22 protein-coding genes are annotated in these 26,052 nt (G+C 69.8%); 8 read left to right on the top strand and 14 right to left on the bottom strand.

The window, feature by feature from the left end:
- Positions 1-21: 21 nt before the first annotated feature.
- The 6 genes from LCHO_RS10830 to LCHO_RS10855 all read left to right on the top strand — a co-directional run bounded on the left by LCHO_RS10830 (position 22) and on the right by LCHO_RS10855 (position 9,247).
- Entirely contained in the window at positions 22-1,725 is a 1,704-nt protein-coding gene (locus LCHO_RS10830; protein ID WP_012347188.1) for a DUF1302 domain-containing protein, read from the top strand.
- Between the two features lie 10 nt (positions 1,726-1,735).
- A complete protein-coding gene (locus LCHO_RS10835; RefSeq protein ID WP_012347189.1) occupies positions 1,736-3,085 on the top strand; it encodes a DUF1329 domain-containing protein in 1,350 nt (449 codons plus the stop codon).
- Between the two features lie 30 nt (positions 3,086-3,115).
- Positions 3,116-4,222 carry a WD40/YVTN/BNR-like repeat-containing protein gene (locus tag LCHO_RS10840; RefSeq protein WP_012347190.1) on the top strand — a complete coding sequence of 369 codons (1,107 nt, stop codon included), beginning with the start codon at positions 3,116-3,118 and terminating at the stop codon, positions 4,220-4,222.
- Between the two features lie 71 nt (positions 4,223-4,293).
- Complete coding sequence (locus LCHO_RS10845) at positions 4,294-6,720, top strand: efflux RND transporter permease subunit (protein WP_012347191.1); 2,427 nt, start codon at positions 4,294-4,296, stop codon at positions 6,718-6,720.
- A 6-nt stretch (positions 6,721-6,726) separates the two neighbouring features.
- Positions 6,727-7,098: a Rieske (2Fe-2S) protein gene (locus tag LCHO_RS10850; protein WP_012347192.1), complete on the top strand. Its 372-nt coding sequence runs from the start codon at positions 6,727-6,729 to the stop codon at positions 7,096-7,098.
- Between the two features lie 235 nt (positions 7,099-7,333).
- The gene (locus tag LCHO_RS10855; RefSeq protein ID WP_150105454.1) at positions 7,334-9,247 is read left to right on the top strand and encodes a methyl-accepting chemotaxis protein; all 1,914 of its coding nucleotides are present in this window, start codon (positions 7,334-7,336) and stop codon (positions 9,245-9,247) included.
- A 29-nt stretch (positions 9,248-9,276) separates the two neighbouring features.
- Here the strand turns inward: LCHO_RS10855 and yjjJ are convergent, their stop codons facing one another.
- Complete coding sequence (gene yjjJ / locus LCHO_RS10860; protein WP_050757339.1) at positions 9,277-10,668, bottom strand: type II toxin-antitoxin system HipA family toxin YjjJ; 1,392 nt, start codon at positions 10,666-10,668, stop codon at positions 9,277-9,279.
- Between the two features lie 451 nt (positions 10,669-11,119).
- Here yjjJ and LCHO_RS10865 point away from each other — a divergent pair, with 451 nt between their 5' ends.
- Complete coding sequence (locus tag LCHO_RS10865) at positions 11,120-11,701, top strand: hypothetical protein (RefSeq protein WP_043704180.1); 582 nt, start codon at positions 11,120-11,122, stop codon at positions 11,699-11,701.
- A gap of 271 nt (positions 11,702-11,972) precedes the next feature.
- Here LCHO_RS10865 and LCHO_RS10870 read toward each other — a convergent pair whose 3' ends face one another.
- The 7 genes from LCHO_RS10870 to LCHO_RS10900 all read right to left on the bottom strand — a co-directional run bounded on the left by LCHO_RS10870 (position 11,973) and on the right by LCHO_RS10900 (position 22,043).
- Complete coding sequence (locus LCHO_RS10870) at positions 11,973-13,067, bottom strand: YeiH family protein (RefSeq protein ID WP_012347196.1); 1,095 nt, start codon at positions 13,065-13,067, stop codon at positions 11,973-11,975.
- 3 nt (positions 13,068-13,070) lie between these two features.
- Positions 13,071-14,711 (bottom strand): 3-(methylthio)propionyl-CoA ligase, encoded by a 1,641-nt coding sequence (locus tag LCHO_RS10875; RefSeq protein WP_012347197.1) that lies wholly within the window; start codon positions 14,709-14,711, stop codon positions 13,071-13,073.
- Between the two features lie 100 nt (positions 14,712-14,811).
- Positions 14,812-16,170, bottom strand: a complete 1,359-nt coding sequence (locus LCHO_RS10880) for an MFS transporter (RefSeq protein WP_012347198.1) — start codon at positions 16,168-16,170, stop codon at positions 14,812-14,814.
- A 14-nt stretch (positions 16,171-16,184) separates the two neighbouring features.
- Positions 16,185-17,177, bottom strand: coding sequence for a quinone oxidoreductase family protein (locus LCHO_RS10885; protein WP_012347199.1), 993 nt, complete (start codon positions 17,175-17,177; stop codon positions 16,185-16,187).
- Positions 17,178-17,204: 27 nt separating this feature from the next.
- A complete protein-coding gene (locus LCHO_RS10890; RefSeq protein WP_012347200.1) occupies positions 17,205-18,263 on the bottom strand; it encodes a beta-keto acid cleavage family enzyme in 1,059 nt (352 codons plus the stop codon).
- Between the two features lie 55 nt (positions 18,264-18,318).
- Positions 18,319-19,167: a TauD/TfdA dioxygenase family protein gene (locus tag LCHO_RS10895; protein ID WP_043705166.1), complete on the bottom strand. Its 849-nt coding sequence runs from the start codon at positions 19,165-19,167 to the stop codon at positions 18,319-18,321.
- 209 nt (positions 19,168-19,376) lie between these two features.
- Positions 19,377-22,043 carry a winged helix-turn-helix domain-containing protein gene (locus LCHO_RS10900; protein ID WP_012347202.1) on the bottom strand — a complete coding sequence of 889 codons (2,667 nt, stop codon included), beginning with the start codon at positions 22,041-22,043 and terminating at the stop codon, positions 19,377-19,379.
- A gap of 180 nt (positions 22,044-22,223) precedes the next feature.
- Between LCHO_RS10900 and LCHO_RS22125 the strand changes: the two genes are divergently transcribed.
- The gene (locus tag LCHO_RS22125; protein ID WP_012347203.1) at positions 22,224-23,003 is read left to right on the top strand and encodes a CAP family protein; all 780 of its coding nucleotides are present in this window, start codon (positions 22,224-22,226) and stop codon (positions 23,001-23,003) included.
- A 183-nt stretch (positions 23,004-23,186) separates the two neighbouring features.
- Here the strand turns inward: LCHO_RS22125 and LCHO_RS10910 are convergent, their stop codons facing one another.
- From LCHO_RS10910 to LCHO_RS10930, 6 genes are all read right to left on the bottom strand, one after another.
- A complete protein-coding gene (locus tag LCHO_RS10910; RefSeq protein WP_012347204.1) occupies positions 23,187-23,597 on the bottom strand; it encodes a hypothetical protein in 411 nt (136 codons plus the stop codon).
- Positions 23,598-23,720: 123 nt separating this feature from the next.
- Positions 23,721-24,200, bottom strand: coding sequence for an HGGxSTG domain-containing protein (locus LCHO_RS23955; RefSeq protein WP_223210535.1), 480 nt, complete (start codon positions 24,198-24,200; stop codon positions 23,721-23,723).
- A 30-nt stretch (positions 24,201-24,230) separates the two neighbouring features.
- On the bottom strand, positions 24,231-24,365 hold the full coding sequence (locus LCHO_RS24130; RefSeq protein ID WP_012347206.1) for a hypothetical protein: 135 nt from the start codon (positions 24,363-24,365) through the stop codon (positions 24,231-24,233).
- Positions 24,366-24,367: 2 nt separating this feature from the next.
- Positions 24,368-24,904 carry a hypothetical protein gene (locus LCHO_RS10920; protein ID WP_012347207.1) on the bottom strand — a complete coding sequence of 179 codons (537 nt, stop codon included), beginning with the start codon at positions 24,902-24,904 and terminating at the stop codon, positions 24,368-24,370.
- Complete coding sequence (locus tag LCHO_RS10925; protein ID WP_012347208.1) at positions 24,901-25,350, bottom strand: hypothetical protein; 450 nt, start codon at positions 25,348-25,350, stop codon at positions 24,901-24,903. Before LCHO_RS10925 ends, LCHO_RS10920 begins: the two co-directional genes overlap by 4 nt.
- The gene (locus LCHO_RS10930) at positions 25,347-26,036 is read right to left on the bottom strand and encodes a hypothetical protein (RefSeq protein ID WP_012347209.1); all 690 of its coding nucleotides are present in this window, start codon (positions 26,034-26,036) and stop codon (positions 25,347-25,349) included. The genes LCHO_RS10925 and LCHO_RS10930 overlap by 4 nt, the downstream gene beginning before the upstream one ends.
- Positions 26,037-26,052: the final 16 nt, after the last annotated feature.

A 26,052-nucleotide genomic window follows, 5' to 3' on the forward strand; every position in this document is an offset into this window, starting at 1 on the left:
AGAACCCCACGCGGAGACACGATGAGCACCCACCCCTCCAGCGCGATGCGCTGCAACGGCCCCACGCCGGCCCGCCCCACCCTGCTGACCGTCGCGGTCGCGGCAAGCCTGCTGAGCCCCGCCGCCTGGGCCTTCGAGATCGACACCGGCAACCCCGATCTCACGCTGCGCTGGGACAACACGCTGCGCTACAACCATGCGGTGCGGGTCGAGCAGCGCGACAGCAAGATCGGCAACTCGGCGCTGGCCGACGAGGGCGACTACCGCTTCGACAAGGGCGACGCGGTGGCCAAGCGGCTCGACATCCTGTCCGAGCTCGACCTGGTCTACGCCCGCGCGCACGGCCTGCGCATCAGCGCCGCCGGCTGGTACGACGGCGCCTACGACGGCCGCAGCCGCACCAACCCGAACCCGCCGTTCACCAACATCCCGAGCTACGTCGGCCAGCAGTACAGCAGCACCACCCAGCGCCTGTACCGCGGCGGCACCGGCGAGATCCTCGACGCCTTCGTCTTCAGCCAGGCCAACCTGGGCGAGGTGCCGGTGCGCGCCAAGCTCGGCCGCCACACGGTCTACTGGGGCGAGTCGCTGCTGCTGGGCGGCAACCTGCACGGCGTGGCCTATGCGCAGAATCCGCTCGACCTGCAGAAGGCCTTTGCCACGCCGGGCGCCGAAGCCAAGGAGCTGTTCCGCCCGCTCAACCAGCTGTCGATGCAGGCCCAGGTGAGCGACACGCTGTCGCTGGCGGCGCAGTACATGCTCGAGTGGGAGTCGTTCCGCTACCCCGAGGGCGGCACCTACCTCGGCCCGGTCGACTTCGTCTTCAACGGCCCGGACCGCCAATGCGCCGCGGCCTGCGCCACGGCCACGCCGATCTTCGCCACCCGCGGCAACGCGGCCGAGCCGAAGCAGCGCGGCGAGTTCGGCCTGTCGGCGCGCTGGAGCCCCGAGTGGCTCGACGGCACCGCCGGCCTCTACTACCGCCGCTTTGCCGACAAGCTGCCGCAGACGCTGATCACCCAGGGCGGTGCCAGCCCGCGCTACAACCTGATCTACGCCGACGGCATCGACCTGCTCGGCCTGAGCCTGGCCAAGAGCATCGCCGGCGTGAGCGTCGGTGCCGAGCTGTCGATGCGCCACAACACGCCGCTGAACAGCCAGGTGCTGGGCCCCGCCATCGGCCTGCCCGAACCCGGTGAAACCAGGGGCCCCCGCGGCGACACGCTGCACGCGGTGCTCAACGGCCTGGGCACCATCAACAAGACGCCGGTCTTCGACGCCGCCACCTGGGCCGCCGAACTGGTGTGGTCGCAATACACCCAGGTGCGCAGCGGCGCCAACCTGTTCAACGCGCTGGGCCACACGCCCTGCAACGGCCGCGACAAGTGGGACGGCTGCGTCACCCGCAACTACGTCGGCATCGGCATGGGCTTCACGCCGACCTGGTATCAGGTCGCACCGGGCATCGATCTGTCGATGCCGCTGAACTACGCGGTCGGCTTGAAGGGCAACGCCGCCACCGTCTTCGGCGGCAACGAGGGGCTGGGCAACTACAGCGTCGGCCTGGGCGCGGACGTGCACCAGAAATACCGCATCGACCTCAAGTACATCGACTACATCGGCCGCTACCGCGACAACGGCACCGCGGTGACCAGCACCAACGGCCTGACCACCTACCTGAAGGACCGCGGCTTCGTGAGCCTGACGCTCAAGACCAGCTTCTGAGGAGACCAGCATGACCATCCGCCACACCACCGTCGCCGCCGCCATCGGCCTGCTCACGAGCCTGGCCGCCCACGCCGCCATCAGCGCCGACGAGGCCCGCGCACTCGGCACCACGCTCACCGCCATCGGCGCCGAGAAGGGCGCCAACAAGGACGGCAGCATCCCCGCCTACAGCGGCGGCCTGAGCAGCGCGCCGGCCGGCTTCAAGGCCGGCGACGGCATCCGCCCGAACCCGTTTGCCGCCGACAAGCCGCGCCTGGTGATCGACGCCAGGAACCTGGCGCAGCACGCCGAGCAGCTGACCGAAGGCAGCAAGGCGCTGCTCCAGAAGTACCCGAGCTACCGCATCGACGTCTACCCGACGCAGCGCAGCGTGGCCTTCCCGAAGTTCGTGGCCGACAACACCGCCAAGAACGCGGTGCGCGCCAAGACGCTCAACGACGGCCGCTCGATCGAAGGCGCGCACGCCGGCTTCCCGTTCCCGATCCCCAAGACCGGCAACGAGGCGATGTGGAACCACCTGGTGCGTTTCAACGGCCAGGCCTACGAGTCCAAGTACCGCAACCTCAACGTCGACGCCAGCGGCCGCGTCAATCTGGCCACCGAAGGCCTGAGCACGCAGGAATACCCGTTCTGGGACAACGCCAAGACCAGCGCCGACACCTTCTGGCGCATCAAGCTGACCTACACCGGCCCGGCACGGCGCGCCGGCGAAGCGCTGATGCTGATCGACCCGCTCGACATCGGCACCAAGGAGCGCCGCGCCTGGAGCTACCTGCCCGGCCAGCGCCGCACCAAGGTCGCGCCCGACCTGTCGCACGACACGCCGAATCCGGGCACGGCGGGCGCCACCACCTTCGACGACACCTTCATCTTCAACGGCTCGATGGACCGCTACGACTTCAAGCTGGTCGGCAAGAAGGAGATGCTGGTGCCCTACAACGCCTACGCCGCGGTCTACGGCGCCAGGCAGGACGATCTGCTCAAACCCAATCACCTGAACCCCGACCTGGTGCGCTGGGAGCTGCACCGGGTGTGGGTGGTCGAGGCCAAGCTGAAAGACGGCAAGCGCCACGTCTACAGCAAGCGCACCTTCTATCTGGATGAAGACAGCTGGGTCGCACTGGCCAGCGACGAATACGACGCCCGCGGCCAGCTCTGGCGCGCCGGCTTCGCCTACATGGCGCCCAGCTACGACCTGCCCGCGCCCTACACCGACATGTTCGGCCACTACGACCTGATCGCGCGGGTCTATTCGCTGACTGGCTTCATCGCCGAGACCGGCGGACTCAAGCACACCAAGGCCTTGGCCGAGCGCGAGTGGACCGCCGATGCCCTGGCCGGCGCCGGCATCCGCTGAAGCAGACGTACGAGAACAAGGAGACGCGGCATGTCCAGCTTCCACCCCCATCGTGTTCTGCTGGCCATCGCCGCGGCCGGCCTGTTGGCGGGCGGCGTATTCGCCATCACCGCAGCGGCGCCGGCCGCGCGCGACGTGCTCGACAGCCCCGCCATCACCAGCGCGCTGGCCAGCCGCGGGCTGCTCAACGGCTTGGCGCAGGCCGGGGAGCGGCGCATCGTCGCGGTCGGCCAGCGTGGCCACGTGCTGTGGTCGGACGACGGCGGCGCGCGCTGGCAGCAGGCGCAGGTGCCGGTCAGCTCGGACCTGGTCGCGGTCAGCTTTGCCGATGCCCGCAACGGCTGGGCGGTCGGCCACGACGGCGTGATCCTGCACAGCAACGACGGCGGCGCCAGCTGGAGCCGCCAGCTCGACGGCCGCGGCCTCGGCGCGCTGTTGAGCGAGGCCTACGGCCGCGCCGACGCCTTGCCCCAGCTCGATGCGGCCACCCGCAGCACCCTGCTGGCCGAGGCCGAGCGCCTGAGCGCGCAAGGCGCCGAGCTGCCGTGGCTGGACGTGTGGTTTGCCGACGCGCAAAACGGCTACGTCGTCGGCGCCTTCGGCCTGATCCTGCGCACCCGCGACGGCGGCCAGCACTGGGAGCCGCTGATGCACGCGCTCGACAACCCGAAGGCGCTGCACCTGCACGCGCTGCGGGGTGTCGGCCGCGAGTTCTACATCGTCGGCGAGCAGGGGCTGGTGCTCAAGCTGGATCGGAAGAACGACGGGTCCACCGAGCGCTTCCGCCGCGTCGAGCTGCCGTATCAGGGCAGCCTGTTCGGCGTGATCGGCAACGATCGCGCGGTGCTGGTGCACGGCCTGCGTGGCAGCGCGCTGCGCAGCACCGACGGCGGCGCGAGCTGGCAGACCGTGGCCACCGGCGTGCAGGCCGGCCTGACCGCCGCCACGCTGGCCGGCGACGGCCGCTGGCTGCTCGCCAGCCAGGCCGGCCACCTGCTGGCCAGCACCGACGACGGCGCCAGCTTCAGCCCCGTGCGCCTGGCCGGCCCGCTGCCCGCCGCCGCGCTGCTGAGCCCGGCCGCCGGCCAGATCGTCATCGCCGGCCCACGCGGCGTGAGCGCCCAGCCGCTGCCCTGATTGCGGTTTGATCGCGGCACCAACAGCCGCACCCCGCCGCACCGTTCCCACCCGACTCCGGGAGACCCCGCATGCATGCACCCCACGACTCCAGCGCGCCCCTGCCCGGCAGCGACACCTTCGACCCGCAATCGGGTTCGCGCCTCGAACGGCTGGTGTTCAACCACCGGCGCGCCGTGATGATCCTGTGCGCGCTGCTGACGCTGCTGTTCGGCGCGCTGGCGGCGAGCCGGCTGACGCTCAACGCCAGCTTCGAGAAGATGATTCCGCGCAGCCACCCGCACATTCAGAACTACCTCGCGCACCGCGAGGATCTGCGCGGCCTGGGCAATGCGCTGCGCATCGTGGTCGAGAACCCGTCGGGCAGCATCGACGCGCCGGCTTACCTCGATGCGCTCAAGAAGATCCACGACGAGGTTTTCCTGACGCCCGGTGTCGACCGCGCCTGGGTCAAGTCGCTGTGGGCGCCGGGCGTGCGCTGGACCGAGGTCACCGAAGAAGGTTTCCGCGGCGGCCCGGTGATGCCCGACAACTACGACGGCTCGCCGGCCGCGATCGAGCAGCTGCGCGGCAACATCGCACGCGCCAACCTGGTCGGCAATCTGGTGGGCAAGGACATGCAGTCGAGCATGATCGTCGCGCCGCTGCTCGACCGCGACCCGGCCACCGGCGAGCGCATCGACTACCGCCAGCTCGCGCAGGCGATCGAGCAGATCCGCGCTCGCCACGAAGGCCCGGCGCTGCGCCTGCACGTGATCGGCTTCGCCCAGCTGGTGGGCGACCTGATCGCCGGCCTGCTGCAGGTGGCGATCTACTTCGGCCTGGCGGCGGCGATCGCCACCGCCATCATCTACGGCTACACCCGTTGCGTGCGCAGCACCGCGCTGGTGGTGGCGTGTTCGTTGGTGGCGGTGGTCTGGCAGCTCGGGCTGGTGGCGGCGCTCGGCTTCGAGCTCGACCCGTATTCGATCCTGGTGCCCTTCCTGGTGTTCGCCATCGGCGTGAGCCACGGCGCGCAGAAGATGAACGGCATCATGCAGGACATCGGCCAGGGCGCACCCAAGGAGGTGGCCGCGCGCTTCACGTTCCGGCGCCTGTTCCTGGCCGGCGTGACCGCGCTGGTGGCCGATGCGGTGGGTTTCGGCGTGCTGATGCTGATCGACATCGCCGTGATCCGCGACCTGGCACTCACCGCGAGCCTGGGCGTGGCGGTGCTGATCGCCACCAACCTGATCCTGCTGCCGGTGCTGCTGTCGTACTGCGGCGTCAGCGCCGCGGCGGCCGAGCGCAGCCTGAAGGCCGACAAGCCCGGCAGCGTCAGCCACTTCGTGCTCGCAGGGCTGGCGCGTTTCACCGAACGCCGCTGGGCGACGGTGACGATCGCCGTCGCCGCGCTGCTGAGCGTGGGCGGCTACCTCGTCAGCACGAAGCTGCAGATCGGCGACCTCGACCCCGGCGCGCCCGAGCTGCGTGCCGACTCGCGCTACAACCGCGACAACGCCTACGTCACCGGCCACTACGCGCTCTCCAGCGACACCTACGCGGTGATCGTCAAGACCGAAAAAGAAGGCTGCCTGAAGTACGACACCCTGGTCGAGGCCGACCGGCTGGCCTGGACGCTGCAGCAGGTTCCCGGCGTGCAGACCACCGCCGCGCTGACGCAGGCGGTGCGCCAGATCACCGCCGGCAGCTACGAGGGCAACCCGAAGTGGCTGACCATCGCGCGCAACCAGGACACGCTCAACTACGGCGCCCAGCAGGCCAGCGTCAACAACCCGGATCTGTTCAACACCGACTGCTCGGTGATGCCGGTGATCGCCTACCTGGCCGACCACCGCGCCGACACGCTCGATCGGGTCGGCGCCGCCGCCGCCGACTTTGCCGCCGCGCACAGCACGCCCGAGCGCCAGTTCCTGCTCGCCGCCGGCCCGGCCGGCATCGAGGCTGCCACCAACAGCGTCGTGCGCAAGGCCTGGACGCAGATGCTGCTGTGGGTCTACGCGGCGGTCACGGTGCTGTGTTTCATCACCTTCCGCAGCTGGCGCGCGGTGGTGGTGGCCGTTGTTCCGCTGGTCATCACCTCGGTGCTGTGCGAGGCGCTGATGGTGGCGCTGGGCATCGGCGTCAAGGTGGCGACGCTGCCGGTGATCGCGCTGGGCGTGGGCATCGGCGTCGACTACGCGCTGTATCTGCTGAGCGTGCAGCTGCAGCAGCAGCGCGCCGGTGCCACGCTGATCCTGGCCTACGCGCAGGCGCTGCGCTTCACCGGCAAGGTGGTCGCGCTGGTCGGCGTGACGCTGGCCGCCGGCGTGGCGACCTGGGCGCTGTCGCCGATCAAGTTCCAGGCCGACATGGGCGTGCTGCTGGCCTTCATGTTCGTCTGGAACATGGTCGGCGCGGTGCTGCTGATCCCGGCGCTGTCGTACTTTCTGCTGCCCGAAGGCGTGATGGCGCGCCGCCGCGCCAGCGCCACGCTCACCCCCGTTGTCAGCGTCTGAAAAAGCATGGGCACGACGATGAACGACGACGGCTGGGTCGACGCCCTCGGCGCTGAAGAACTGCCCGAAGGCGGCCGCCGCCTGCTGCGCCTGGCCGGCCGCGAGATCGCGCTGTTCCATGTCGACGCCGCCTACTACGCGCTAGACGACAGCTGCCCGCACGCCGGCGCCTCGCTGGCCGGCGGCCGACTGGAGGGCAAACACATCGTCTGCCGCGCCCACGGCCTGCGCTTCGAACTCGCCACCGGCTGCATGGCCCGGGTGGCGGGTTTCGGCACGCCGGTGCACCCGGTGCGCGTGCGCGACGGGCGGGTCGAGATCCGGCTGCCGATCGAGCGCGGCGCCACCATCCCCATCCTTTCGAAGGAAACCCCATGAGCGACCTCGCCCCCAGGGAATTGCGAGGTCTTTCCACCGCAGATCTGCACGCGCCGCAGCGGCCCGCTGCCGACAATCTGCGGACAAGAACAGCTAGAACGTGGCCACTGCGATGCAATCGACGACGACGACACTGTCCGCGCCGGACAACAGGCCCCCTGCGGGGGATGCGGGCTTCTTCGCCCACCACGGCTTGTGGGCACCCGGGGTGCGGCTGTTCCGGCGGCTGCGCTTCATGTCCAAGGCCACCATCATCTCGCTGGCCTTCACGCTGCCTTTGCTGGGGGTCCTGTCCTGGCAGATGAAGACCCAGCACGAGCAGGCGCTGCAGGCGCGGCTGGACGCGACGCGCCAGCACGTGGAGGTGGCCCACGGCCTGATCGTCTGGGCCCAGGCGCAGGAGGCCAGCGGCCAGATGCCGCGCGAACAGGCCCAGCAGATGGCGCTGCGCGCCCTGGCGGCGCTGCGCTATGACGGCAACGCGTATTTCTGGGTCAACGACATGCAGCCGCGGGTGCTCATGCACCCCGTCACCCCGGCGCTCGACGGCCAGGATGTCGGCGGCATGCAGGATGCCGACGGCCAGTTCCTGTTCAAGGCCTTCGTGGCCGAGGTGCGCCAGCACGGCAAGGGTTTCGTGTTCTACCAGTGGCCCAGGCCCGGCCAGGAGAAACCGGTGGACAAGGTGTCCTACGTGATGGGTTTCGAGCCGTGGGGCTGGGTCGTCGGGTCGGGGGCGTACACGGGCGACATACGCCAGGCCGCGCTGCAGACGGCGGCCTGGACCGCGGGCATCGTGGCGGCCGCGCTGCTGCTCGCGTCGTACCTGTTCCTGTGTTTCTACCGCGTCATGGACGGCGGGCTGCGCGAGACCCGGCGCCACCTGCGCGCCATGACCGCCGGCGACCTGACGACATCGCCCTCGCCGTGGGGTCGCGACGAGGCTGCGCAACTGATGTTCGAACTGCGCGCCATGCAGGAATCGCTGCGCGGCATGGTGCTGCGGGTGCGCCGTTCGAGCGACGACATCGTGCACTCCAGCAGCGAGATCGCCAGCGGCGCGATGGATCTGTCGGCCCGCACCGAACAGACCGCCGCCAACCTCGAACAGTCGGCGGCATCGATGGAACAGATCGCATCGACGGTGAAGATCACCGCCGAGCACACCCAGGAGGCCGCGGGCGTGGCCCGCCACAACGCCCGCAGCGCCGCCGACGGGGGCCGCGTGATGACCGAGGTGGTGCAGACGATGGAAGGCATCCGCTCGTCGTCGACGCAGATCGGCGACATCATCGGCACCATCGACAGCATCGCCTTCCAGACCAACATCCTCGCCCTCAATGCCGCCGTCGAAGCAGCGCGCGCCGGCGAACAGGGGCGCGGTTTCGCGGTGGTCGCCAGCGAGGTCCGCACCCTGGCCCAGCGCAGCGCCAATGCGGCACGCGAGATCAAGACCCTGATCGGCCGCAGCGTCGAGCAGGTCGAGGCCGGCACGGCCATCGTGCGCAATGCCGGCGCGGCCATCGACGAGATCGTGGCCTCGTCGCAGCGTGTCGACCACCTGCTGGGCGAGGTGGCGGTCGGCGCCCGCGAGCAGAGCCTCGGGGTCGGCCAGATCGGCGAGGCCGTCCAGGAACTCGATCGCATGACCCAGCAGAACGCCGCGCTGGTGGAAGAAACGGCGGCCGCCTCCGCGGCCATGAAAGACCAGGCCCACGCGCTGGCCGAAGAGGTCGCACGCTTCAAGATGCCGGCGGGGCTGGTGCTCGGGGCGGCGAGCGAGACCGTCGCGGCGGCCGACTTCGATTTCGACAAGGCGATCGAGGCGCATCGGCAGTGGAAGGTCAAGCTGCGCCAGGCGATCGCCAGCCACGACAAGCTCGACGCCGACAAGATCTGCCGCGACGACCAGTGCCCGCTCGGCCAGTGGATCCACGGCCCGGGCGGCACGCAATGGGGAACCCGGCCGACCTTCGTGGCACTGCTCCAGAAACACGCCGAGTTCCACCAGACCGCCGGCGGCTTGGCCCGCCAGATCAACGCCGGCCACTACGCGCAGGCCGAGCAGCTGATCGGCGCGGGATCGCCATTTGCGCAGGTGTCGACCGAAGTGGCGACGATCCTCACGCGCGCCAAGCGCGGGCTGTAGCCGCGGCCGGCCGTGGTGGCGCCCGGTGCTCAGCCCGGGTTCGTCACCAGCGGGCTGGCGCACAGCTCACGCACCGTCTGCGCGTTGTGTGCGCAGATCGGGCGGAAGGCCTCGCTGATGCGGGCGTCGCCGCTGGCGCGGGACCAGAACTGGATCGCCGCCGTGGCCGCCACACGCCAGGCGTCGCGTTCGGACGGCAACGGCAAGGGCGGTGCAAAGGTCCGCGTCGGCAGCTCGACGCCACGCAACGGGGCGTACATCATCGGCAGCATGTCGTAGACCGGCGCCAGCACCAATGGTTGCTGCGGCCCGGGGCGAAACGACAGGTTGCCGTCGTGCATGTCGGTGTTGGCGATGAGTTGGCCGAAGTGCCACAGCCGCTGGATGGCGACCTGGCTGTCGGTGTCGATCAGTCCCTGGGCAAGCAAGGCAGCGCCACCGGCCGGCCAGGGCTTGCCCGCCAGGCCGAACATCGCCGCGTTCAGCGCCGACCACGAACAGACCGGCGAACGGCCGAGCGCATCGTGACGGTCGAAGCGTGCCACTTCGAGGAATGTGCGGCCGCCGGCCTGCAGGATGCGGCTGGTCGACGCGTCCATCTGCAGCTGCTCCGCCACCACCGCCAAGGCCAGGTGCTCGCAGACCAGCAGGTCGGACCAGCGCTGCGTTCCCGGCGACGGGTCCGAGCCCGAGAACTTCACGATGACATGGCTGGCCGTGTCGCCCAGGCTTCGATAGGCCGTGAACTTGGGGAACTCGCCGCCGGCCGACGAACCTGCGACACCGAGCGCCATCGAGTTTTCGGCCAAGGCCAGGTAGGCCGACTCCAGCTGTCCCACGGTCAAGGCCGTGGGTCCTTGCTGCGATTGCGCCATCCAGCGCCGATACGCCGGCTCACCCACGATGTAGTTGCCGGGCTGATCGGCCCCCAGCAGCGACAAGGCATAGAGCACGTCGTCTTCCGACCAGCGCTGCGGGTCCTCGCTCACCTGCAGCAGGTCGGCATGGTGGCGCGCGAAGTTGCGCCCCAGAAAGCCCTGCGGCCGCATGTCCTCCAGCGGATAGGGCACGCCCTCGAACCAGCCATCGCGCATGTCCTCGTCGAGCGGCCACTCGAACGGTTCGAGAAAGTCCACCGCGCAGCCGGCCGGATAGGTCAGGTGCAGCGTGGCCACCTCGGCCGCGCGACCGTCGCGATCGACGCGAAACAGCGGCAGTGCTTCGTTGCGGCCTCGGAGCGCACGCCGGGCTGCGTAGGCCGTGCGACGGGCTCGGCCGCGAGTGATGATGACCTCCGGGCCCAGGGACTGGACCGCGCGCATCAGCGTTGCCCGGCTGACCTGGAGGCGGGCGAGCAGTTCTCCTGCGGGCATTCGGTGCCAGGTGCGCAGGGTGCGGAGCAGATCTTCCGGAATTGGCATGAAACGATCGTCTGGATGAAGTAGCTGCTAGGCACGCCGCGTGAAATGGAGTGTCCTATGAAACGATTGTTGAAACAATCAATTCTGGAGCCGACAACGGATTCCTGCAGCAGGTCGAGTCGCGCACAACCTGACTTCCATCCGGATCGACGAGCCTCAGTCGCCGACGAGGTTGTCACCTGAGCGATGGCATGGCGGCATGAGCAGTCGTCGGCGAACTCACGCTGCCGGCCAGGAGCGGTGCATCGCGTCGGCGGCACAAACCGGCCCGTGGAATGAGGGCCGCTGATCGAAGGTGCTGTCGGGGGCAACTGCATCGGCGGAAGGCTTCCCTTCCTCGCCATCGTGCGGTCTCGAGCCGAGCGACAGTCTCAGTCAGACTGGTCACGATCCCGAGAGAAGCCATAGCCGCTATGGCAGGATCGTTGCCGCCTTCGACCACAGCTACGCCATGCCACGACCATCAGCAGCCATCGACCGTGCTCGACTCCCTGCTCAATGGCCGACCACTCTGTGCGCGGCTGAGTTCTGGGAACATCTTGGACGGACGATTGCCACGTTCGGTCTCCTTGAGGACGTCCTCGGCAAGGCAATCTTCGCGTTTACCGCCACGAAAGAGTACAGCGAGGAAGATGTGGCCAATGTTCTTGCGAAGTGGGGCATGCAACTTGAGCAGGCGCTGACCGATACGCTCTGGCCGCTGTCGGAGGTTTATGGGAAAGTCGTTCGAGAGCATCAGGACGCCGACTTCAAGAACGTCGGGAACCTTGTCGAGGACATCAAGAAGGCGTCCAAGATTCGCAATGCTCTATGCCATGGCTCGTGGCACGCACCTGATGCATCCGGCAAGACCGACTTGTACTACTTCGACAAGAAGGACGGCAAATTCGACACGCGCATTGACATCGCGTGGCTCCAACAGGTGCAGGCTCACGTGGTTGACCTAATCTGCAACGTAATTAACTCGGTCACCGTGATGGGATGGGAGTTCCCCGGTACAGCTGGTCCAGGTGAGCCGATATGGTCAAAGTGAGATCCTCCGGACTCGCGGTTCCACACTCGGCAGTGACCGGCCACGAACTGCGACCGACAACACGTTTCCCCTAACGGCTCTACCTTCTTGACGAGCAACCGGTCTTCCTGGCGGAGACCGGGAACTCCGGGTCGAACCCGCCTTCTCGGAAAAGGCTATGGATGCAGCCAGCATGTTTGCCCACCGATCGGGCGCAGTCCAATGGCCTGCCGCTTGCGGAAGCCGCCCCAAGCCCGAGCCAGCATCGGCCGAATGCCTTCGATGCCGACTCTCACCCCAACCACCGCCACAACCCCAACACCAACCCCGCCAGAAACACCGTCTCCCCCACCATCAACACGATCGGCCTGATCCCCACGCTCACCAGTTGCGCGAGCTGCGTCTTCATCCCGATCGCCGCGATCGAGGCGACCAGGAACCAGCGTGATGCCTCGTTGCCCAGCCCGATCACCGGCTTCGGAACCCAGCCGGTGCTGTTGACCGCCAGCAGCAGCGCAAAGCCGACGGCGAACCACGGCAGGATCGGCGGGCGTTCACCCGTGCCCTCGCCGCCGCGCCAGCGCGTGATCAGCGAGGCGAACAGGATCACCGGCAGCAGCATCGCCACGCGCATCAGCTTGACCAGCGTGGCGGCGTCGCCGGCTTCGGTGGACAGGCTGTAGCCGGCGCCGACCACCTGGGCCACGTCGTGGATGGTGCCGCCGATGAAGACGCCGGCGTCGACCGGCGGCAGGCCCAGCGCACGCGCCAGCATCGGGTACAGCACCATGCAGACGGTCGACAGCGCCGACACGCCGATCACGGTGAACAGCGTGGCGCGTTCCTTCAGCGGGTGGGCGGGCAGGGCGGCCGACAGGGCCATCGCGGCCGAGGCGCCGCAGATCGCGGTGGCGCCGCCCGAGAGCAGGCCGAACAGCGGCTTGAAGCCCATCGCGCGCGCCACCGCCATCGACACGCCGATCGTGACCGACACGCTGATCAGCACCATCACCACCGGCCCCCAGCCGAGCGTGGCGACCTGGGCGAAGGTGATGCGCAGGCCCAGCAGCGCCACGCCCCAGCGCAGCACGTGGCGGGCGGTGAATTCGATGCCGGGTTTGCACGGCCCTTCGACCGACAGGAAGTTCATCGCCAGGCCGAGCAGCAGCGCAAACAGCATCACCGGCGCGCCGTAGTGCTCGGCCAAAAAGCTTGCCGCCGTGGCCACCACGGCGCTGGCGAGCAGGCCGGGGAACAGCCGGCCGAGCTGGCTGCGGCTCGTGACCAGGGAATGGCCCACGCGCTGCGCCAGGCCCTGGCTCACGGGTTGAGCCTGCGCCGGCTGGATCGTGTCGGGCATCGGCGTCATGGCGGTGGGCGCAGCCATGGCTCAGGCCGCCGACATCAGGTGGTCGCGATACTGGTCGCGCAGGCGGTTCTTGAGCATCTTCCCGGTGGCGCCGAGCGGGATCGAGTCGACGAAGAGCACGTCGTCGGGCGTCCACCACTTGGCGATCTTGCCTTCGTAGTGCTTGAGCAGATCCTCGCGCGTCAGCTCGGCGCCGGGCTTCTTCACCACCAGCAGCAGCGGGCGCTCGTCCCACTTGGGGTGGCGGGCGGCGATGCAGGCGGCGATCGCGACGCCGGGGTGCGACATCGCCACGTTCTCCAGGTCGATCGAGCCGATCCACTCGCCGCCGGACTTGATGACGTCCTTGGCGCGGTCGGTGATCTGCATGTAGCCGTCGGCGTCGATGGTGGCGACGTCGCCGGTCGGGAACCAGCCCTGACCATCCTGATACGCCAAGGGGTCGCCACCCTCGCTCTTCAGGTAGCTGCGGATGATCCACGGCCCGCGCACCATCAGCTCGCCGGCCGCCTTGCCGTCGTGCGGCAGCGGCTGGCCATCGTCGCCGACGATCTTCATGTCGACGCCGTAGACCACGCGGCCCTGTTTGGCCTGCACCGCCATGCGTTCGTCGGCGCCGAGCGACTCATGGCGCGGCTTGAGCGTGCAGACGGTGCCGACCGGGCTGATCTCGGTCATGCCCCAGGCGTGCAGCACCTGCACGTCGTAACGCTCCTGGAAGGCGCGCATCATGGCCGGCGGGCAGGCCGAGCCGCCGATCACCGTGCGGCGCATGGTGGAAAAATTCAGGTGGTGGCTCTCGACGTGCGCCAGCAGGCCCTGCCAGACGGTGGGCACGCCGGCCGACATCGTGACGCCCTCGCCCTCGAACAGTTCGTGCAGGCTCTTGCCATCGAGCCACGGGCCGGGGAACACCAGCTTGGCGCCGACCATGCACGCGATGTAGGGCAGGCCCCAGGCGTTGACGTGGAACATCGGCACCACCGGCAGGATCACGTCGCGCGCCGAGCAGTTCAGGCTGTCGGGCAGCGCCGCGGCCCAGGTGTGCAGCACGGTCGAGCGGTGGCTGTAGAGCGCGCCTTTCGGGTGGCCGGTGGTGCCGCTCGTGTAGCACAGCGAGCTGGCGCGGTTCTCGTCGAACACGGGCCATTCGAAGGCGTCGTCCTGTGCGGCGAGCAGGTCTTCGTAGCACAGCAGGTTCGGCACCTTGCTGGCGGCCGGCATGTGGGCGCGGTCGGTCATCACGACGAAATGCCTGATCGTCGAGACGCGCTCGGCGATGGCCTCGACCAGCGGCAAAAAGGTCAGGTCGAAACACAGCACCTGGTCTTCGGCGTGGTCGGCGATCCAGACCACCTGGTCGGGATGCAGGCGCGGGTTGAGCGTGTGCAGCACGGCGCCCGAGCCCGACACGGCGTAATACAGCTCCATGTGGCGATGGCCGTTCCAGGCCAATGTGGCGACGCGCTGGCCTTCGGTGACGCCGAGTGCGGCGACCGCCTTGGCGAGCTGGCGCGAGCGCTGGGCGAGCTGGCGATAGGTCTGGCGGTGCAGGTCGCCCTCGACGCGGCGCGAGACGATTTCCTGTTCGCCGTGATGGCGTTCGGCGTGGGTCAGCAGGCTGGAAATCAGCAGCGGCTGGTCTTGCATCAGTCCGTTCATGGGGGGCTCCTCGGGGAAGACTGGATAGCGCGTCAAAGGCGCGGCCCGACCCTGGCGCGCAGGGCCGTGTGGATGGGACGACGGGGACTCGGTACGGCGTTCAGGCCGGCGCGGCGCGCTCGGCGCCCGCGAGCGGGTATGGCGGATCGCTGGCCGGCGGCGCCGGCTGCACCGCGCGCAGGTCGGACTCGTAGCTTCGCGTGGCACGCACGAAGGCCAGCGCGGCGACGATGCCGAACAGCGGCGTGATGGCCAGCGCGGTCGACAGGCCCAGCGCATCGGACAAGCCGCCGGCAATCAGCGGCCCGGCCGCCAGCCCGAACAGGTTCTGGAACAGCGACAGCACCGACGCGCCGGTGGCCCGCACGCCCGGGTGCACCACGTCGATCACCACCGCCGACACCGGGCCGACGGTGCAGGTCATGACGAAGCCGCCGGCCAGGATCAGGCCGAACTGGGCGGACGGGCTCATCGCCAGACCGAAGGCCGGGCCGGCAAAGGCCGTCACCAGGATCGCCATCGCCAGCAGGCACAACCCGGCGACCACGCGCAGCTTGTCGCGCGGCTGGCGGCGGCCGGCACGGTCGGCCACCGCGCCCCAGACCACGCTGCCGGCGGCACCGGCCAGCACGACCAGCGCGGCGCGGGCGCCGGCGTTTTCAGCGGCGACGCCGTGCACGCGATTCAGGAAACTCGGCAGCCACGACCAGATCGCAGACACCACGACCAGCTGCGCCGCGCCGCCGATGCAGGCCCACAGCAGCGTGCGCGAACGCAGCAGCGCAAAGGCCGCAAACCGCGCCGCGCCGGCGGTCGACTGAGCCGCCTTCTCGCGGCCCGGGTCGAGCGCGACGGTGCGGTAGTCGCGCACCTTCAGGTAGAGCAGTGCCAGCACCAGGCCGGGCGCGCCGACCACGCCGAAGGCCGCTTGCCAGCCCCAGCGTGCCGCGATCATGCCGCCCAGCAGCACGCCGAGCACCGAGCCGACCGACGCCGACGCGAAGAACGCCGCCATCAGCGCGCCACGCAGCCGGGCCGGAAAGTGGCTGGCGATCAGTGCCGCGCCGACCGAGCCGTAACCGGCTTCGCCCACGCCCACCACCGCGCGCGCCGCCAGCAGCTGGCCGTAGTTGCGCGTGAACATGCACGACAGCGTCGCCAGGCTCCAGGCCGTGGCCATCACGACGATGCTCTTGACGCGGCTGGCGCGGTCGGCCAGCAGCGCCACCGGCAGGCCGCACAGCGCCACCGTCACCGACACCACCGACACCAGCGCGCCCAGCTGGCTGTCCGACAGCCCCCACTCGGCCTTGATGTGCGGGAACAGCGACACGATGATCTGCCGGTCGAGGTAGTCGAACACCATCAGTGCGATCGTCATCGCGAAGGCGAACCAGGCGGCGCCGCGGCCGACCAGGTAGTCGTCGCCGGCGCGGGCGTCAGGGGGTGGCAGATGCATGGCCGTCTCCCGGCTCAGGGAATCAACACGGTGGCGCCGACGGTGGCGCGCGATTCGAGCGCGCGGTGCGCCTCGGCGGCGTCGGCCAGCGCGTAGACCTGCTGCGGCTCACCCTGGATGCGCCCGGCCAGCACGTGGCCGAACAGCTCGTTCGCCATCGCCAGCATGTGGCTGCGCGGCGTCGCGTAATGGACCATGGCCGGGCGCGTGACCCAGATCGAGCCCTTGACCGCCAGCAGCGTGGTGTCGATCACCACCGGCCCCGACGAGGTGCCGTTGCTGACCAGGCTGCCACGCGGCTGCAGGCTGTCGAGCGAAGCCATCAAGGTGTCCTTGCCCACCGAGTCGTAGACGACCGGCACACCCTTGCCGTCGGTGATCTCGCGCACACGTTTGGCGATCAGGCCGGCGAGCGCTTCGGGCGCGGTGCCGCCGGTGACGATGGTGTGCGCACAGCCGTGGGCGTGTGCGATCGCTGCTTTTTCTTCGGTGCTGACGGTGCCGATCATGGTCACGCCGAGCGCCCGTGCCCATTGGCACGCCACCAGGCCGACACCACCGGCCGCGGCGTGATACAGGATGGTCTCGCCGCCCTGCAGCGGGTAGACCTGCCGGAACAGGTACTGCGCCGTCATGCCCTTCATCATCAGCGCCGAGGCGGTGCGGTCGGACACGCCGTCGGGCAGCGGGATCAGCACGTCGGCCGGTATCAGGCGCACGTCGCTGTACGCGCCCTGCGGCCCGAGCAGGTAGCCGACGCGGTCGCCGGGCTTGAACTCGGTGACGCCCTCGCCCACCGCCTCGACCACGCCGACGGCGTCCGAGCCCAGGCCGTTCGGCAGCGGCATCGGGTAGCGGCCGGTGCGGAAGTAGATGTCGATGAAGTTGACTGCCACAAAGCTGTGGCGCACACGCGCCTGGCCGGGGCCGGGATCGCCGACCTCGACGCTTTCGAGCGTGAGCACTTCAGGGCCGCCGGTCTGGTGGATGCGGATGGCTTTGGACATGTTGGTGGTCTCTGTCTGTCTGGAGGCTCAGGCCACCGCGCGCTGCGGCACGTTCTTCTGGCCGTTGCGGCGGTTCGGCGCCATGCCGTTGGCGATCAAGGTGCTCTCGACGTCCGGGTACTGCACGCCGATGCGGTAGATCTGCCGCGCCTCCTGGCCGTTGGCGACCTCGCGGCCCAGTTCGTGAGCGACGCGCACGCATTGGCGGATCTGCTGCACCGAGCTCATGCGCCGGCCGTGCTGGTCGATCAGGGTGTCCTCGATGCCGCAGCGCGGGTGCAGGCCGATCGCCATCGCCATCATGTTGAAGGGCAGCACGTTCTTGAGCAGCGACTCGGCGGTGAGCGTGCAGCCGTCGGGCGCGCGGTGCACGAAGTGCATGAAGTTGAACGGGTTCGGGCCGTCGAAGCCGCCGCCGATGCCGATCCACGTCAGGTTCAGCGGGCCCTTGTAGACGCCCTTGCGCACCAGCCGCTCGACGGTCTCGAGCGCATGGATGCCGGTGAGCTGGAAGTGCGGCTGGATGCCCGCGGCCTGCAGGCGGCGCAGGTGCTCCTCGACCCAGGCCGGGCCGGCCGGCACGGTCATCTCGCTGTAGGCGGCCTGGTAGGCCGGGTTCTCCAGCGAGGTGCCACGCAGGTACTCCGGGTAGAGCAGCTCCATGATGTTCATCTGCGTGGTGTTGATCGCGATCGTCACCTGGTCGGGCTTGGGCGTCAGCTCGGCCAGCATGTGGCGGGTGTCGTCGCTCAACCAGAGCGCCGCCTCGCCGTCACCCTCGGGCGCAAACGAGATCGAGCCGCCGACCTGGATGATCATGTCGGGCACCGCGGCGCGCACGCCGGCGATCAGCTCGTTGAACTTCGACAGCCGCTTGCTGCCCTTGCCGTCGAGTTCGCGCACGTGCAGGTGCAGCACGGTGGCGCCGGCCTCGTAGCAGTCGACCGCCTTCTGCACCTGCTCGTCCATCGTCACGGGGATGTCTTCCGGGAAGTCGGCCGGCATCCACTCGGGGCCGTAGGGCGCCACGGTGATGACCACCTTGTCCTGGTTTTCGGGGTGCAGGGAATCGTCGAAGAATTGCATGTCGGGCTCCGGTGGGGATGTGGGTCGCGGGTTCGGGGGCGGCGGGTTCAGGACGTCAGAACGGCGTGTCGCCGACGATGCCGGCACGCTCCATCTTTCGGTGGCTCGGCGGGTAGTCCATGACGGCGTAGTGCTGGGTCGAGCGGTTGTCCCACATGGCCATGCTGTTGGGCCGCCAGCGCCAGCGCACCTGGTACTCGGGGATCTGCGCCTGGCCGATCAGGTACTGCAGCAACTGCGGCCCGGCGTGCGTGTAGTCCTGGCCGACGCGCACGTTGTCGGCGGTGTGGAAGTTGCTGAAGTGGGTGGTGAAGGCGTTGACGAACAGGATCTTCTCGCCGGTCTCGGGGTGCGTGCGCACGACCGGGTGCTCGGCGTCGGGGAACTGCGCTTTCAGCGCCAGGCGCTTGTCGATCGGCATCGCCGCGCCGAAGCTGGCCTCGATGCTGTGACGGGCGCGCAGGCCGGCGATCTGGGTCTTCACGTGTTCGGGCAGGCGCTCGTAGGCCAGCACCATGTTGGCCCACATCGTGTCGCCGCCCACCGGCGGGCATTCGATGCAGCGCAGCACGCAGCCGAACGGCGGCTTCTCGCGCCAGGTGGCGTCGGTGTGCCAGGCGTTTTCGTAGCGGTCGGCGGGCTGGTCGGGGTTCTTGTAGATGCGCACCAGGCCGGGATGTTCCGGGTCGCTGCCGGCCACCGGGTGGTCTTCGAGCTCGCCGAAGTGGCGCGCGAAGGCGACGTGTTCGGCGCGGCTGATGTCCTGGTCGCGGAAGAACAGCACGCGGTGCCTGAGCAGCAGGGCGCGGATCTCGGCGACCAGATCGGGGTCACGCGAGGCGGCGCCCAGGTTGACGTGGCTCAGTTCGGCGCCGATGCTGCAGGTCAACGGCTCGACGTGGATCGAGCGCTGCAGCGCGGCAGCGCTGACGATGGCCGGTGCGGCCAGGGTGGCGGTGGACGTGGGGGTGTTCATGCCTTGTCTCCTTGTTTTCGTGTCCCGGTTCGCCGACTGGGGCGGTGCACCGAGCACCATGGAGACGAAGCTTAGGCGTGCCATACGCCCGCCTCCCCCCCATCGCGGAGGGGGGAACCTTCAGCCGCGCAGCGGCTTCAGGCGTCCTGTTCGAACAGGCCCAGGATGCGGGCCCGCGACACCACCTGCTTGCGCGTGCCGGCGTCGAGCTTGGCGAACAGGTTCTTCATGTGCCACTTGATGGTCTCCTCGCCCACCTGCAGCGCCAGGCCGATCTCCTTGTTGGAGAGGTTGCGCGCCAGCAGCTCCAGCACCTCGCGCTCCTTGGGCGTCAGCGCCATGCTCGGCGTGGCGCGCAGGGCCGGGTTCTCGCGGGGGGCCGGCTTGGGCGCGCTGGCGGCGCCACGCGCGCCCCAGCTATCGACGCTGCGGAGCGCCCAGGCGTCGAGCTCGGGGTGGGCGTCGATGAAAACGCGCCCCAGCCCCATCGCGTCGGCCAGGTCGACCACCTCGCGCAGCTGCTCGCGGCTGTCCTCGCCGCAGCGGTCGAGCACGAAGGCGCGCAGCGCCAGCAGCTCGATCTGCTGACGGCCCAGCCGCAGCTCGCGCACCAGCGCCTCGGCGCGGTCGAGCGGCGCCACCGCGCGGCGCCACTCCTGCGCGCCGATCGCCGCTAGCGCATGCGCCACGTGGCGCAGCAGCTCGACCGAGCGGCGCCAGAGCCGACCGTCGGGCAGGCCGGGTTCGTCGAAGAAGGCCTCGACCTGCACCAGCAGCGCCCGGCAGGTCGCGGCCCGGTAGCCGCGCGCATGGATGCGCAGCTGCTCGACCAGGCTGGCCAGGCGCAGCCGCGGCAGATGGCGCGTGACGCCCACCGCGTGCATGGCGCCGAGCAGCTCGATGGCGCGGTCTTCGGCCCCTTCGGCCATCGCCACCCGCGCGGCGGTGCGGTAGCCGAGCAGCACCGCCTCGGGCAGGCCGCTGCGTTCGAGCACGTCGAGCCGGTTCGCCAGCAGCGCCGCGGCTTCGGCCGGCCGGCCGCGCTCGCACACCGCCGCCGCCAGCAGCGCGGCCAGCATGCTGGCAAAGCTGCTGCGGCGGCCGAGTTCGCCCTCGGCGCCCTGCAGGGTCGGGCGCAGCAGGTTCTCGCCCAGGCGCACCTGGCCTTCCCACAGGTAGCTCAGGCCGACGATAAAGTCGCCCCAGCGCGTCACATGGGCCAGCGCCGAGCCCAGATCCTCGCGCGGCGCCAGCTGCTGGCGCATCCGGGCGAGCGCCGGATCGCCGTCGATCAGGGCCCGGAAGGCGTTGCGGTTGGCCTGCACGAAACGCAGCAGCGGATCGCGCAGCGGCAGCTCGGCCCACGGGTCGTGCAGTTCGGCGTAGCGGTCGGGCTGGTCGGCAAACACCGCCGCGCCGCCCAGGATCAGCGCGCATTCGCACTGCAGCTCGGGCGCGATGCCGGGCTGGCCGTGCAGGTGTTCGATCAGCCGCACCGCCTCGGCATGGCGTTCGCTGAGCGCCAGCGACCAGGCGGCGGCCAGCAGCAGCCGCGGGCGGCGCTCGAGCTCGGCGCGCGGCAGGCGCTCCAGCCACTCGAACACCGTGGCCTGGCGGCCGCGGGTCAGGATCGACTCGTACAGGCTGCGTTCGGCGAGCTGGTAGGCGCGCTCGTGTTCGCCCGCGGCCAGCGCATGCCAGGCCGCCGCCTCGATCAGGCCCTGGCGCGCCAGCCAGTCGCTCGCCCGGCCGTGCAGCGCCGCCCGTTCGGCCGCCGGCAGCTCGGCGCAACGCAGGCGCAGCTGATCGCGCGCCAGGTGGTGCATGCGCAGCCACTCGCCCTGTTCGGCACCGACGAAGACCGGCGTGTCGCGCATCAGGCGCGTCAGGCGCTCGCCGGCGTCGTCGGCGCCGACCACCGCGCGGCACAGCTCGGGGTGGATGCGGTCGAGGATGGCGATGCGGACCAGGAAATCGCGGTCCGCCGGGTCGAGGTTGGCGAGCAGCAGGCCGACCAGCTCGTCACGCAGGCCGCCACCGTGCCGAGCCAGCTCGCCCACCGCGGCGACCCGGTCGGTGCTGCGCGCCAGCAGCGACAGCGCCAGCTGCAGGCCCAGAGGCCAGCCGTCGACCAGCTCGTGCAGGCGGGCGGCCAGGTCGTAGTCGACCCGGGCCGGGAAGCGCTGGCGCACCACCTCGAGCGTCTCGTCGAGCTGCAGCGCCAGCGCGCCGGGGCCGAGCAGCACGCACTGGCCGTAGGCGATCAGGTCATCGAGCGCCAGGTTGACCTCGTTGCGCGCGGCCACCAGCACGCGCAGATTCGGCGGCGCGTTGCGCATCAGGTAGGTCAGGCGGTCGAGCGAGGCGGCCGGCAGGCGCTCGATCTCGTCGAGCACCAGCACCACATCCATCGCCAGCTGGGCGACCGCGGCCAGCCAGCGGGTGTAGCCCTCGAGCTCGCCCGAGGCCACCGATTCGAGCAGCGTGTGGCCGAAGGTCGGCCGGCCGCTGGCATTGCGCACCGACAGCGCCAGCGCCTGCAGCAGGCGCTGCGGATCGTCGCGACCTTGCGCCGTCAGCCACGCCACCACGTGGCCCTGCGCCAGGTGTTCGCGCCGCCACTGCGCCAGCAGCGAGGTCTTGCCGTAGCCGGCCGGCGCCTGCACCAGCACCACCGGCGCATCGCGCCAGCGTGCGTCGTCGGCCAGCAGGCGCGAGCGGTTCGGCAGGTGGCGCGCCAGGCGCGGCGGCGTGACCTTGAGGACCAGTTCGTCGTCGATGCGGGCGGATCCGGCGGTGGGCACGATGGGGCAATCCTGGTCTTGGAGGGCGACATGGGCCGGGCGGGCCGACGACTCGGCAGAGGCAGGCCGCACGCTGCGCGAGCGGCCCCGGACGCCGGGATGTTAGTGGCGGCCACGCCGCCCGGACGTGTTGACGTCCACCGGTTTTGCACGCATCGTCCGGGACCGGAGGAAATCGCCATGATCCCCATGCCCCGCACCTGGCTCGCCGCGCTGCTGGCGCAACAACTGTGCGCATCGGCTGCGCTGGCGGCGCCCGCCCCGGGCGAGCGCTTCATCGTCGACGGCCGCTGCGTGACGGTCACCGAGGTCGATGCCGGACAGGTGTCGTACGAATGGAGCGAAGGCAACGCCAACGGCTGGGGCACGCTGGACGCCGGCTCGCTCGGGCCGCGCTGCCGCGTCGATGCAAGGCCACCCGCGGCTGGCGCGCGGCCACGGGTCGAGCGCCCGGCCGATGCCGGCGAGCGCGCCGCGATGCCGAACACGCCGGCCGGCGACGACGCCTTCGCCCAGCAGATCCTGAAGGCGCACAACCGCTTTCGCTGCCTGCATGGCGCACCGCCCCTGCAATGGAGCGACGCCGTGGCGGACTACGCCCAGCGCTGGGTCGCCCGGGCGGGCTTCAAGCACAGCGACTCGTACAACTCGCCGATCGGGCAGATGGGCGAAAACCTGTACGGCAGCTCCGGGGCCCTGTCGGGCGACGAAGCCACCGCCGCCTGGTACAGCGAGAGCGAAGGCTACGACTACGGCCGCGAAGGCTCGTCCAGCTCGGGCCACTTCACCGCCATGATCTGGAAGGACGCCAAGTTCATGGGATGCGGCCGCGCCCGCGGCACGCTGTCGTGCAACTACTGGGCCGGTCCGGCGGCCGACAGCTGCGCGGTGCCGAACATGGGCGGCTGCTACACCAAGCAGGTCCGGCCCGTATCCCGGGATCGCCAGTCTTGCCGATGAGCCCGGCCTGTCAGGTGGGCCGGCGCTTGCCGCGAGCAAGCGCCTGCCCGGAGGGGATCGAACATCGGTCTGAAACCCGCATGAATGCTTGCTCTGCGGTCTGACGATGGCGATTCGTTCCCCGGTTTGTTCCCCGGTTTCGTTCTGCCTACCGCACCCATTGATTCGCCCATTTTGGCGAACCTACCGCACCCGCCCCCACAGCGCCCGGTGCACGGCCCGATCCAGCTCCGCCCAGCTCGTCATGTCGCGCTGCTGGTCGTAGGCGTCAAGCAGCTCGCGCAGCACCAGGCGGTCGTCAGCAGCACCGCCAGCACCGCACCGCCGCAGCGCCGCCTCGGCACGCTCGACCAGCGGCAGGGCCTCGGCACCGATGCCGGCGCGGCCCAGCTCGGCACTGACCAGGCACATGCGGCGCAGCGTGGCGCGGTCGGCGGCCGTGGCGCGGCCCTCATCGAGCGCGGCCAGGCTCATCAGCTCAATGGTCCGCAGGCTGGCCAGGTCTTGCGCCTGGGTCGGCCGGCTGGCGAACAGCGCCAGGCGCACAGGGTTGCAGTCGGGGTCGTAGCGTTTGCGGCGGCAGCTCTTGCGCATCGGGGTGTGGGTGCCAGTCGTCGGGATCGTGGTCGTCGGTGTCTTCGTCGCGCAGCGGCTCGAAGGTGTAGGCGTCGGCGTGCTTCAGCTCGCGGGCGAGCGAGCGGCTGCGGGCGCGGCGGCTCACGCCTCTGCCTTTTTGCGCTTCACCGAAGAACCTTCATGGGGTCCGGTCAAGTTCGCCAGCGCCCGCAGCTTGCCCGCCTGGGTCTTCGGCCCGGTGGACAGCCCGCCATGGTTGATGCATCGACCGTTGCCGTAGATGTCGCGGCGCTTGCACGGCTCACCCTTGCGGTTCTTGGCCCCACAGCACAGGGCAGCGAAGCGGGCGAAGTCCATGCTCTGCGGGTTGCCGGCCATGTGCTCAGCCATGCGCCAGGACGGCACGCCGGCAGCGGTCAGGCGCTCGCGTTCGGCCTTGTCCGCCTTGGTGGCCTTGAGGTAGCGGCGTCGCATGTCGGCCTGTGGGTCGGCGAACTTCCGTTTCCTCACTACCTCATGGGGTTCTGCGGCTGGTGCCGTCGGCCCTTCGCTCAACCTTAGCTTTTCGGATCTGCTCATGGGGTTCGTGTCCTGCGAGGCGGTGTTTTGCAGTGTCGCCATGGGGTTATGTCGATCCGATGTCATCTTTTGTCATCCGCCCATGGGGTTCTCGTGCGCCAGCAGCGCCAGCCAGGCGCCACCGGTGCGGCAGGACGCGCACAAGCCGACCAGCCGGTGCGAGCGGGCTGCGGCGATGCGGTCGAGGCGGTGGTGCAGCGACTTCATCGTCAGCCGCCTCGTTCGATCTTGGCCAGCACCGCGGCGACGTGGCGCTCGAAGATGGCCGGGGCCTGGGCTGCGGCGCGCTCGAGCCAGGGGTCGCCCTTGTAGCCGGGGTGGTTGACCTCCTTGGCGAAGAAGAATTTCCCGCCGCCCGGCCAGCGCAGCATTGACTTGCCATCGCGGGTATGCGCGGAAACCTGCACGGCGCCGTGCTTCGTGTTGCGCGTGTGCGAGCGGACGTTCTGCTGCACGACACCCGTGTTCTTCGGCCGGATCTTGTGCGGCTTGGTCCCCCAGTGCACGAACAGCGCATGCGGCGCCACCTGCAGGTCGTGGCCGATCTCGTAGCCGTTGCCGACCGGCCTGTTGTAGACCGAGCGCCACAGCGCGCCGGTGTTCTTGTGTTCGCCGGCCTGTTCGCCGACGTACTTCTCGAGATCCTCGGCCGTCTTGTCCAGCGCGTTTTTCGCCGTCTGCTGGCCGATCCGCAGCAGCGTGCGGCGCACGGCTTCGGTTCCTGATAGGGTGACGTCGAGTTTCATGCCGTGCCCGCCTTCGCCTTCAGCTCCGCCGCCAGGCCGGGGTTCTCGCGCTTGATCCTGATCTGCTCGGTCAGGTTGAACGTCGGCCCCTTCGCAAACGGGTTCGGCGCCTGGGTGGCGCCGGCCAGGTGGCGGGCCATTTCCGGGCTCTCGCGCTTGAGGCGAAGTTGCTCGGTCAGGTTGAAGCTGCCCGGCGCCCACGGATTCGTGCGCGGCAACGTGTCGGCGTCCGGCGCGGCCGTGGTGCGATAGACGCCGTCGGGCAGGCCTTGGCACAGGCGCTCGATGGCGGCCGTGTCGTAGGGCGTCACCAGGGCCAGGTTCTCGCCCTTGCTCCAGGTGATGCGCCCGCCCTTGAGCTCGAGGTCGGCGCCGGCCGTGATGTCGGCGATGTGGCCGCGCACCGACTCGTGCAGCGGCGTCAGGTCGATGCTGCGCTCGGTCATGCGAGGCCTTTCAGCGTGTTGACGATGGTCTCGACCAGGGCGCTCGGGTTGCCGTTGATGTGGACGACATCGGGGGCGGTGGCGGCGCGGTTGGTCGTGCCGTCCGAGCCGAGCACACCCAAGGTGGCGATGGGAAGGCGCACCTCTCGCGCATCGAACGCGCCCAAGTCGCCGTGGCCGATCTGGTCGTTCATGCGCTGGCGGTACGCGGCATGGGCGACGGCGCGCACGGCCGACAGCTCGACGGCAGCGGCGCGCATCGCCTGCACCGCGTTGGCATAGGCCTGGGCCGTCGTCGCCACCATCGGTTCGGCAGCCGCAGACAGCGCGGCCAGCTCCAGCTTTCGGACCTCAGCCAGCCCGGCGGCATGGAAGCGCACCGCCGCGTCATGCGTGGCCACGTCGCTCTTGGCGCTGGCGATGCGGGCGGCGTGTGCGGTCAGCGCGGCTGCGTCGGCGGTCTTCTGCGCCAGCAGCGCGTCCTTTCGGCCGACGGTCAGCCCGGCCAGGTCGGACAGGCGGGCGGTTTCCAGCTCGCCGGGGCCGATGGCCTGCACGTCGGGCTTGGGCTCGGCTGCAGCGGCGTGCGCGGCCTGCAGCGACTGCTCGGATGCGGCCAGGCGCGCCTTGATCGCCTGGGTCTCGGTGTGCAGCGCGACGGCCGCAGGGTTGGGTGCGATGTTCATGCCGCCGATTCTTCAA

Origin of the sequence: Leptothrix cholodnii SP-6 (genome assembly GCF_000019785.1) — a bacterium.
Classification (GTDB): Bacteria; Pseudomonadota; Gammaproteobacteria; order Burkholderiales; family Burkholderiaceae_C; genus Sphaerotilus; species Sphaerotilus cholodnii.

Bases quoted from the DNA above. Each gene is read 5' to 3' on its own strand.
- LCHO_RS10830 (WP_012347188.1), top strand. From the start codon at position 22: ATGAGCACCCACCCCTCCAGCGCGATGCGCTGCAACGGCCCCACGCCG.
- LCHO_RS10835 (WP_012347189.1), top strand. From the start codon at position 1,736: ATGACCATCCGCCACACCACCGTCGCCGCCGCCATCGGCCTGCTCACG.
- LCHO_RS10840 (WP_012347190.1), top strand. From the start codon at position 3,116: ATGTCCAGCTTCCACCCCCATCGTGTTCTGCTGGCCATCGCCGCGGCC.
- LCHO_RS10845 (WP_012347191.1), top strand. From the start codon at position 4,294: ATGCATGCACCCCACGACTCCAGCGCGCCCCTGCCCGGCAGCGACACC.
- LCHO_RS10850 (WP_012347192.1), top strand. From the start codon at position 6,727: ATGGGCACGACGATGAACGACGACGGCTGGGTCGACGCCCTCGGCGCT.
- LCHO_RS10855 (WP_150105454.1), top strand. From the start codon at position 7,334: ATGTCCAAGGCCACCATCATCTCGCTGGCCTTCACGCTGCCTTTGCTG.
- yjjJ (WP_050757339.1), bottom strand. From the start codon at position 10,668: ATGCCAATTCCGGAAGATCTGCTCCGCACCCTGCGCACCTGGCACCGA.
- LCHO_RS10865 (WP_043704180.1), top strand. From the start codon at position 11,120: ATGCCACGACCATCAGCAGCCATCGACCGTGCTCGACTCCCTGCTCAA.
- LCHO_RS10870 (WP_012347196.1), bottom strand. From the start codon at position 13,067: ATGGCTGCGCCCACCGCCATGACGCCGATGCCCGACACGATCCAGCCG.
- LCHO_RS10875 (WP_012347197.1), bottom strand. From the start codon at position 14,711: ATGAACGGACTGATGCAAGACCAGCCGCTGCTGATTTCCAGCCTGCTG.
- LCHO_RS10880 (WP_012347198.1), bottom strand. From the start codon at position 16,170: ATGCATCTGCCACCCCCTGACGCCCGCGCCGGCGACGACTACCTGGTC.
- LCHO_RS10885 (WP_012347199.1), bottom strand. From the start codon at position 17,177: ATGTCCAAAGCCATCCGCATCCACCAGACCGGCGGCCCTGAAGTGCTC.
- LCHO_RS10890 (WP_012347200.1), bottom strand. From the start codon at position 18,263: ATGCAATTCTTCGACGATTCCCTGCACCCCGAAAACCAGGACAAGGTG.
- LCHO_RS22125 (WP_012347203.1), top strand. From the start codon at position 22,224: ATGATCCCCATGCCCCGCACCTGGCTCGCCGCGCTGCTGGCGCAACAA.
- LCHO_RS10910 (WP_012347204.1), bottom strand. From the start codon at position 23,597: ATGCGCAAGAGCTGCCGCCGCAAACGCTACGACCCCGACTGCAACCCT.
- LCHO_RS23955 (WP_223210535.1), bottom strand. From the start codon at position 24,200: ATGGCGACACTGCAAAACACCGCCTCGCAGGACACGAACCCCATGAGC.
- LCHO_RS24130 (WP_012347206.1), bottom strand. From the start codon at position 24,365: ATGAAGTCGCTGCACCACCGCCTCGACCGCATCGCCGCAGCCCGCTCG.
- LCHO_RS10920 (WP_012347207.1), bottom strand. From the start codon at position 24,904: ATGAAACTCGACGTCACCCTATCAGGAACCGAAGCCGTGCGCCGCACG.
- LCHO_RS10925 (WP_012347208.1), bottom strand. From the start codon at position 25,350: ATGACCGAGCGCAGCATCGACCTGACGCCGCTGCACGAGTCGGTGCGC.
- LCHO_RS10930 (WP_012347209.1), bottom strand. From the start codon at position 26,036: ATGAACATCGCACCCAACCCTGCGGCCGTCGCGCTGCACACCGAGACC.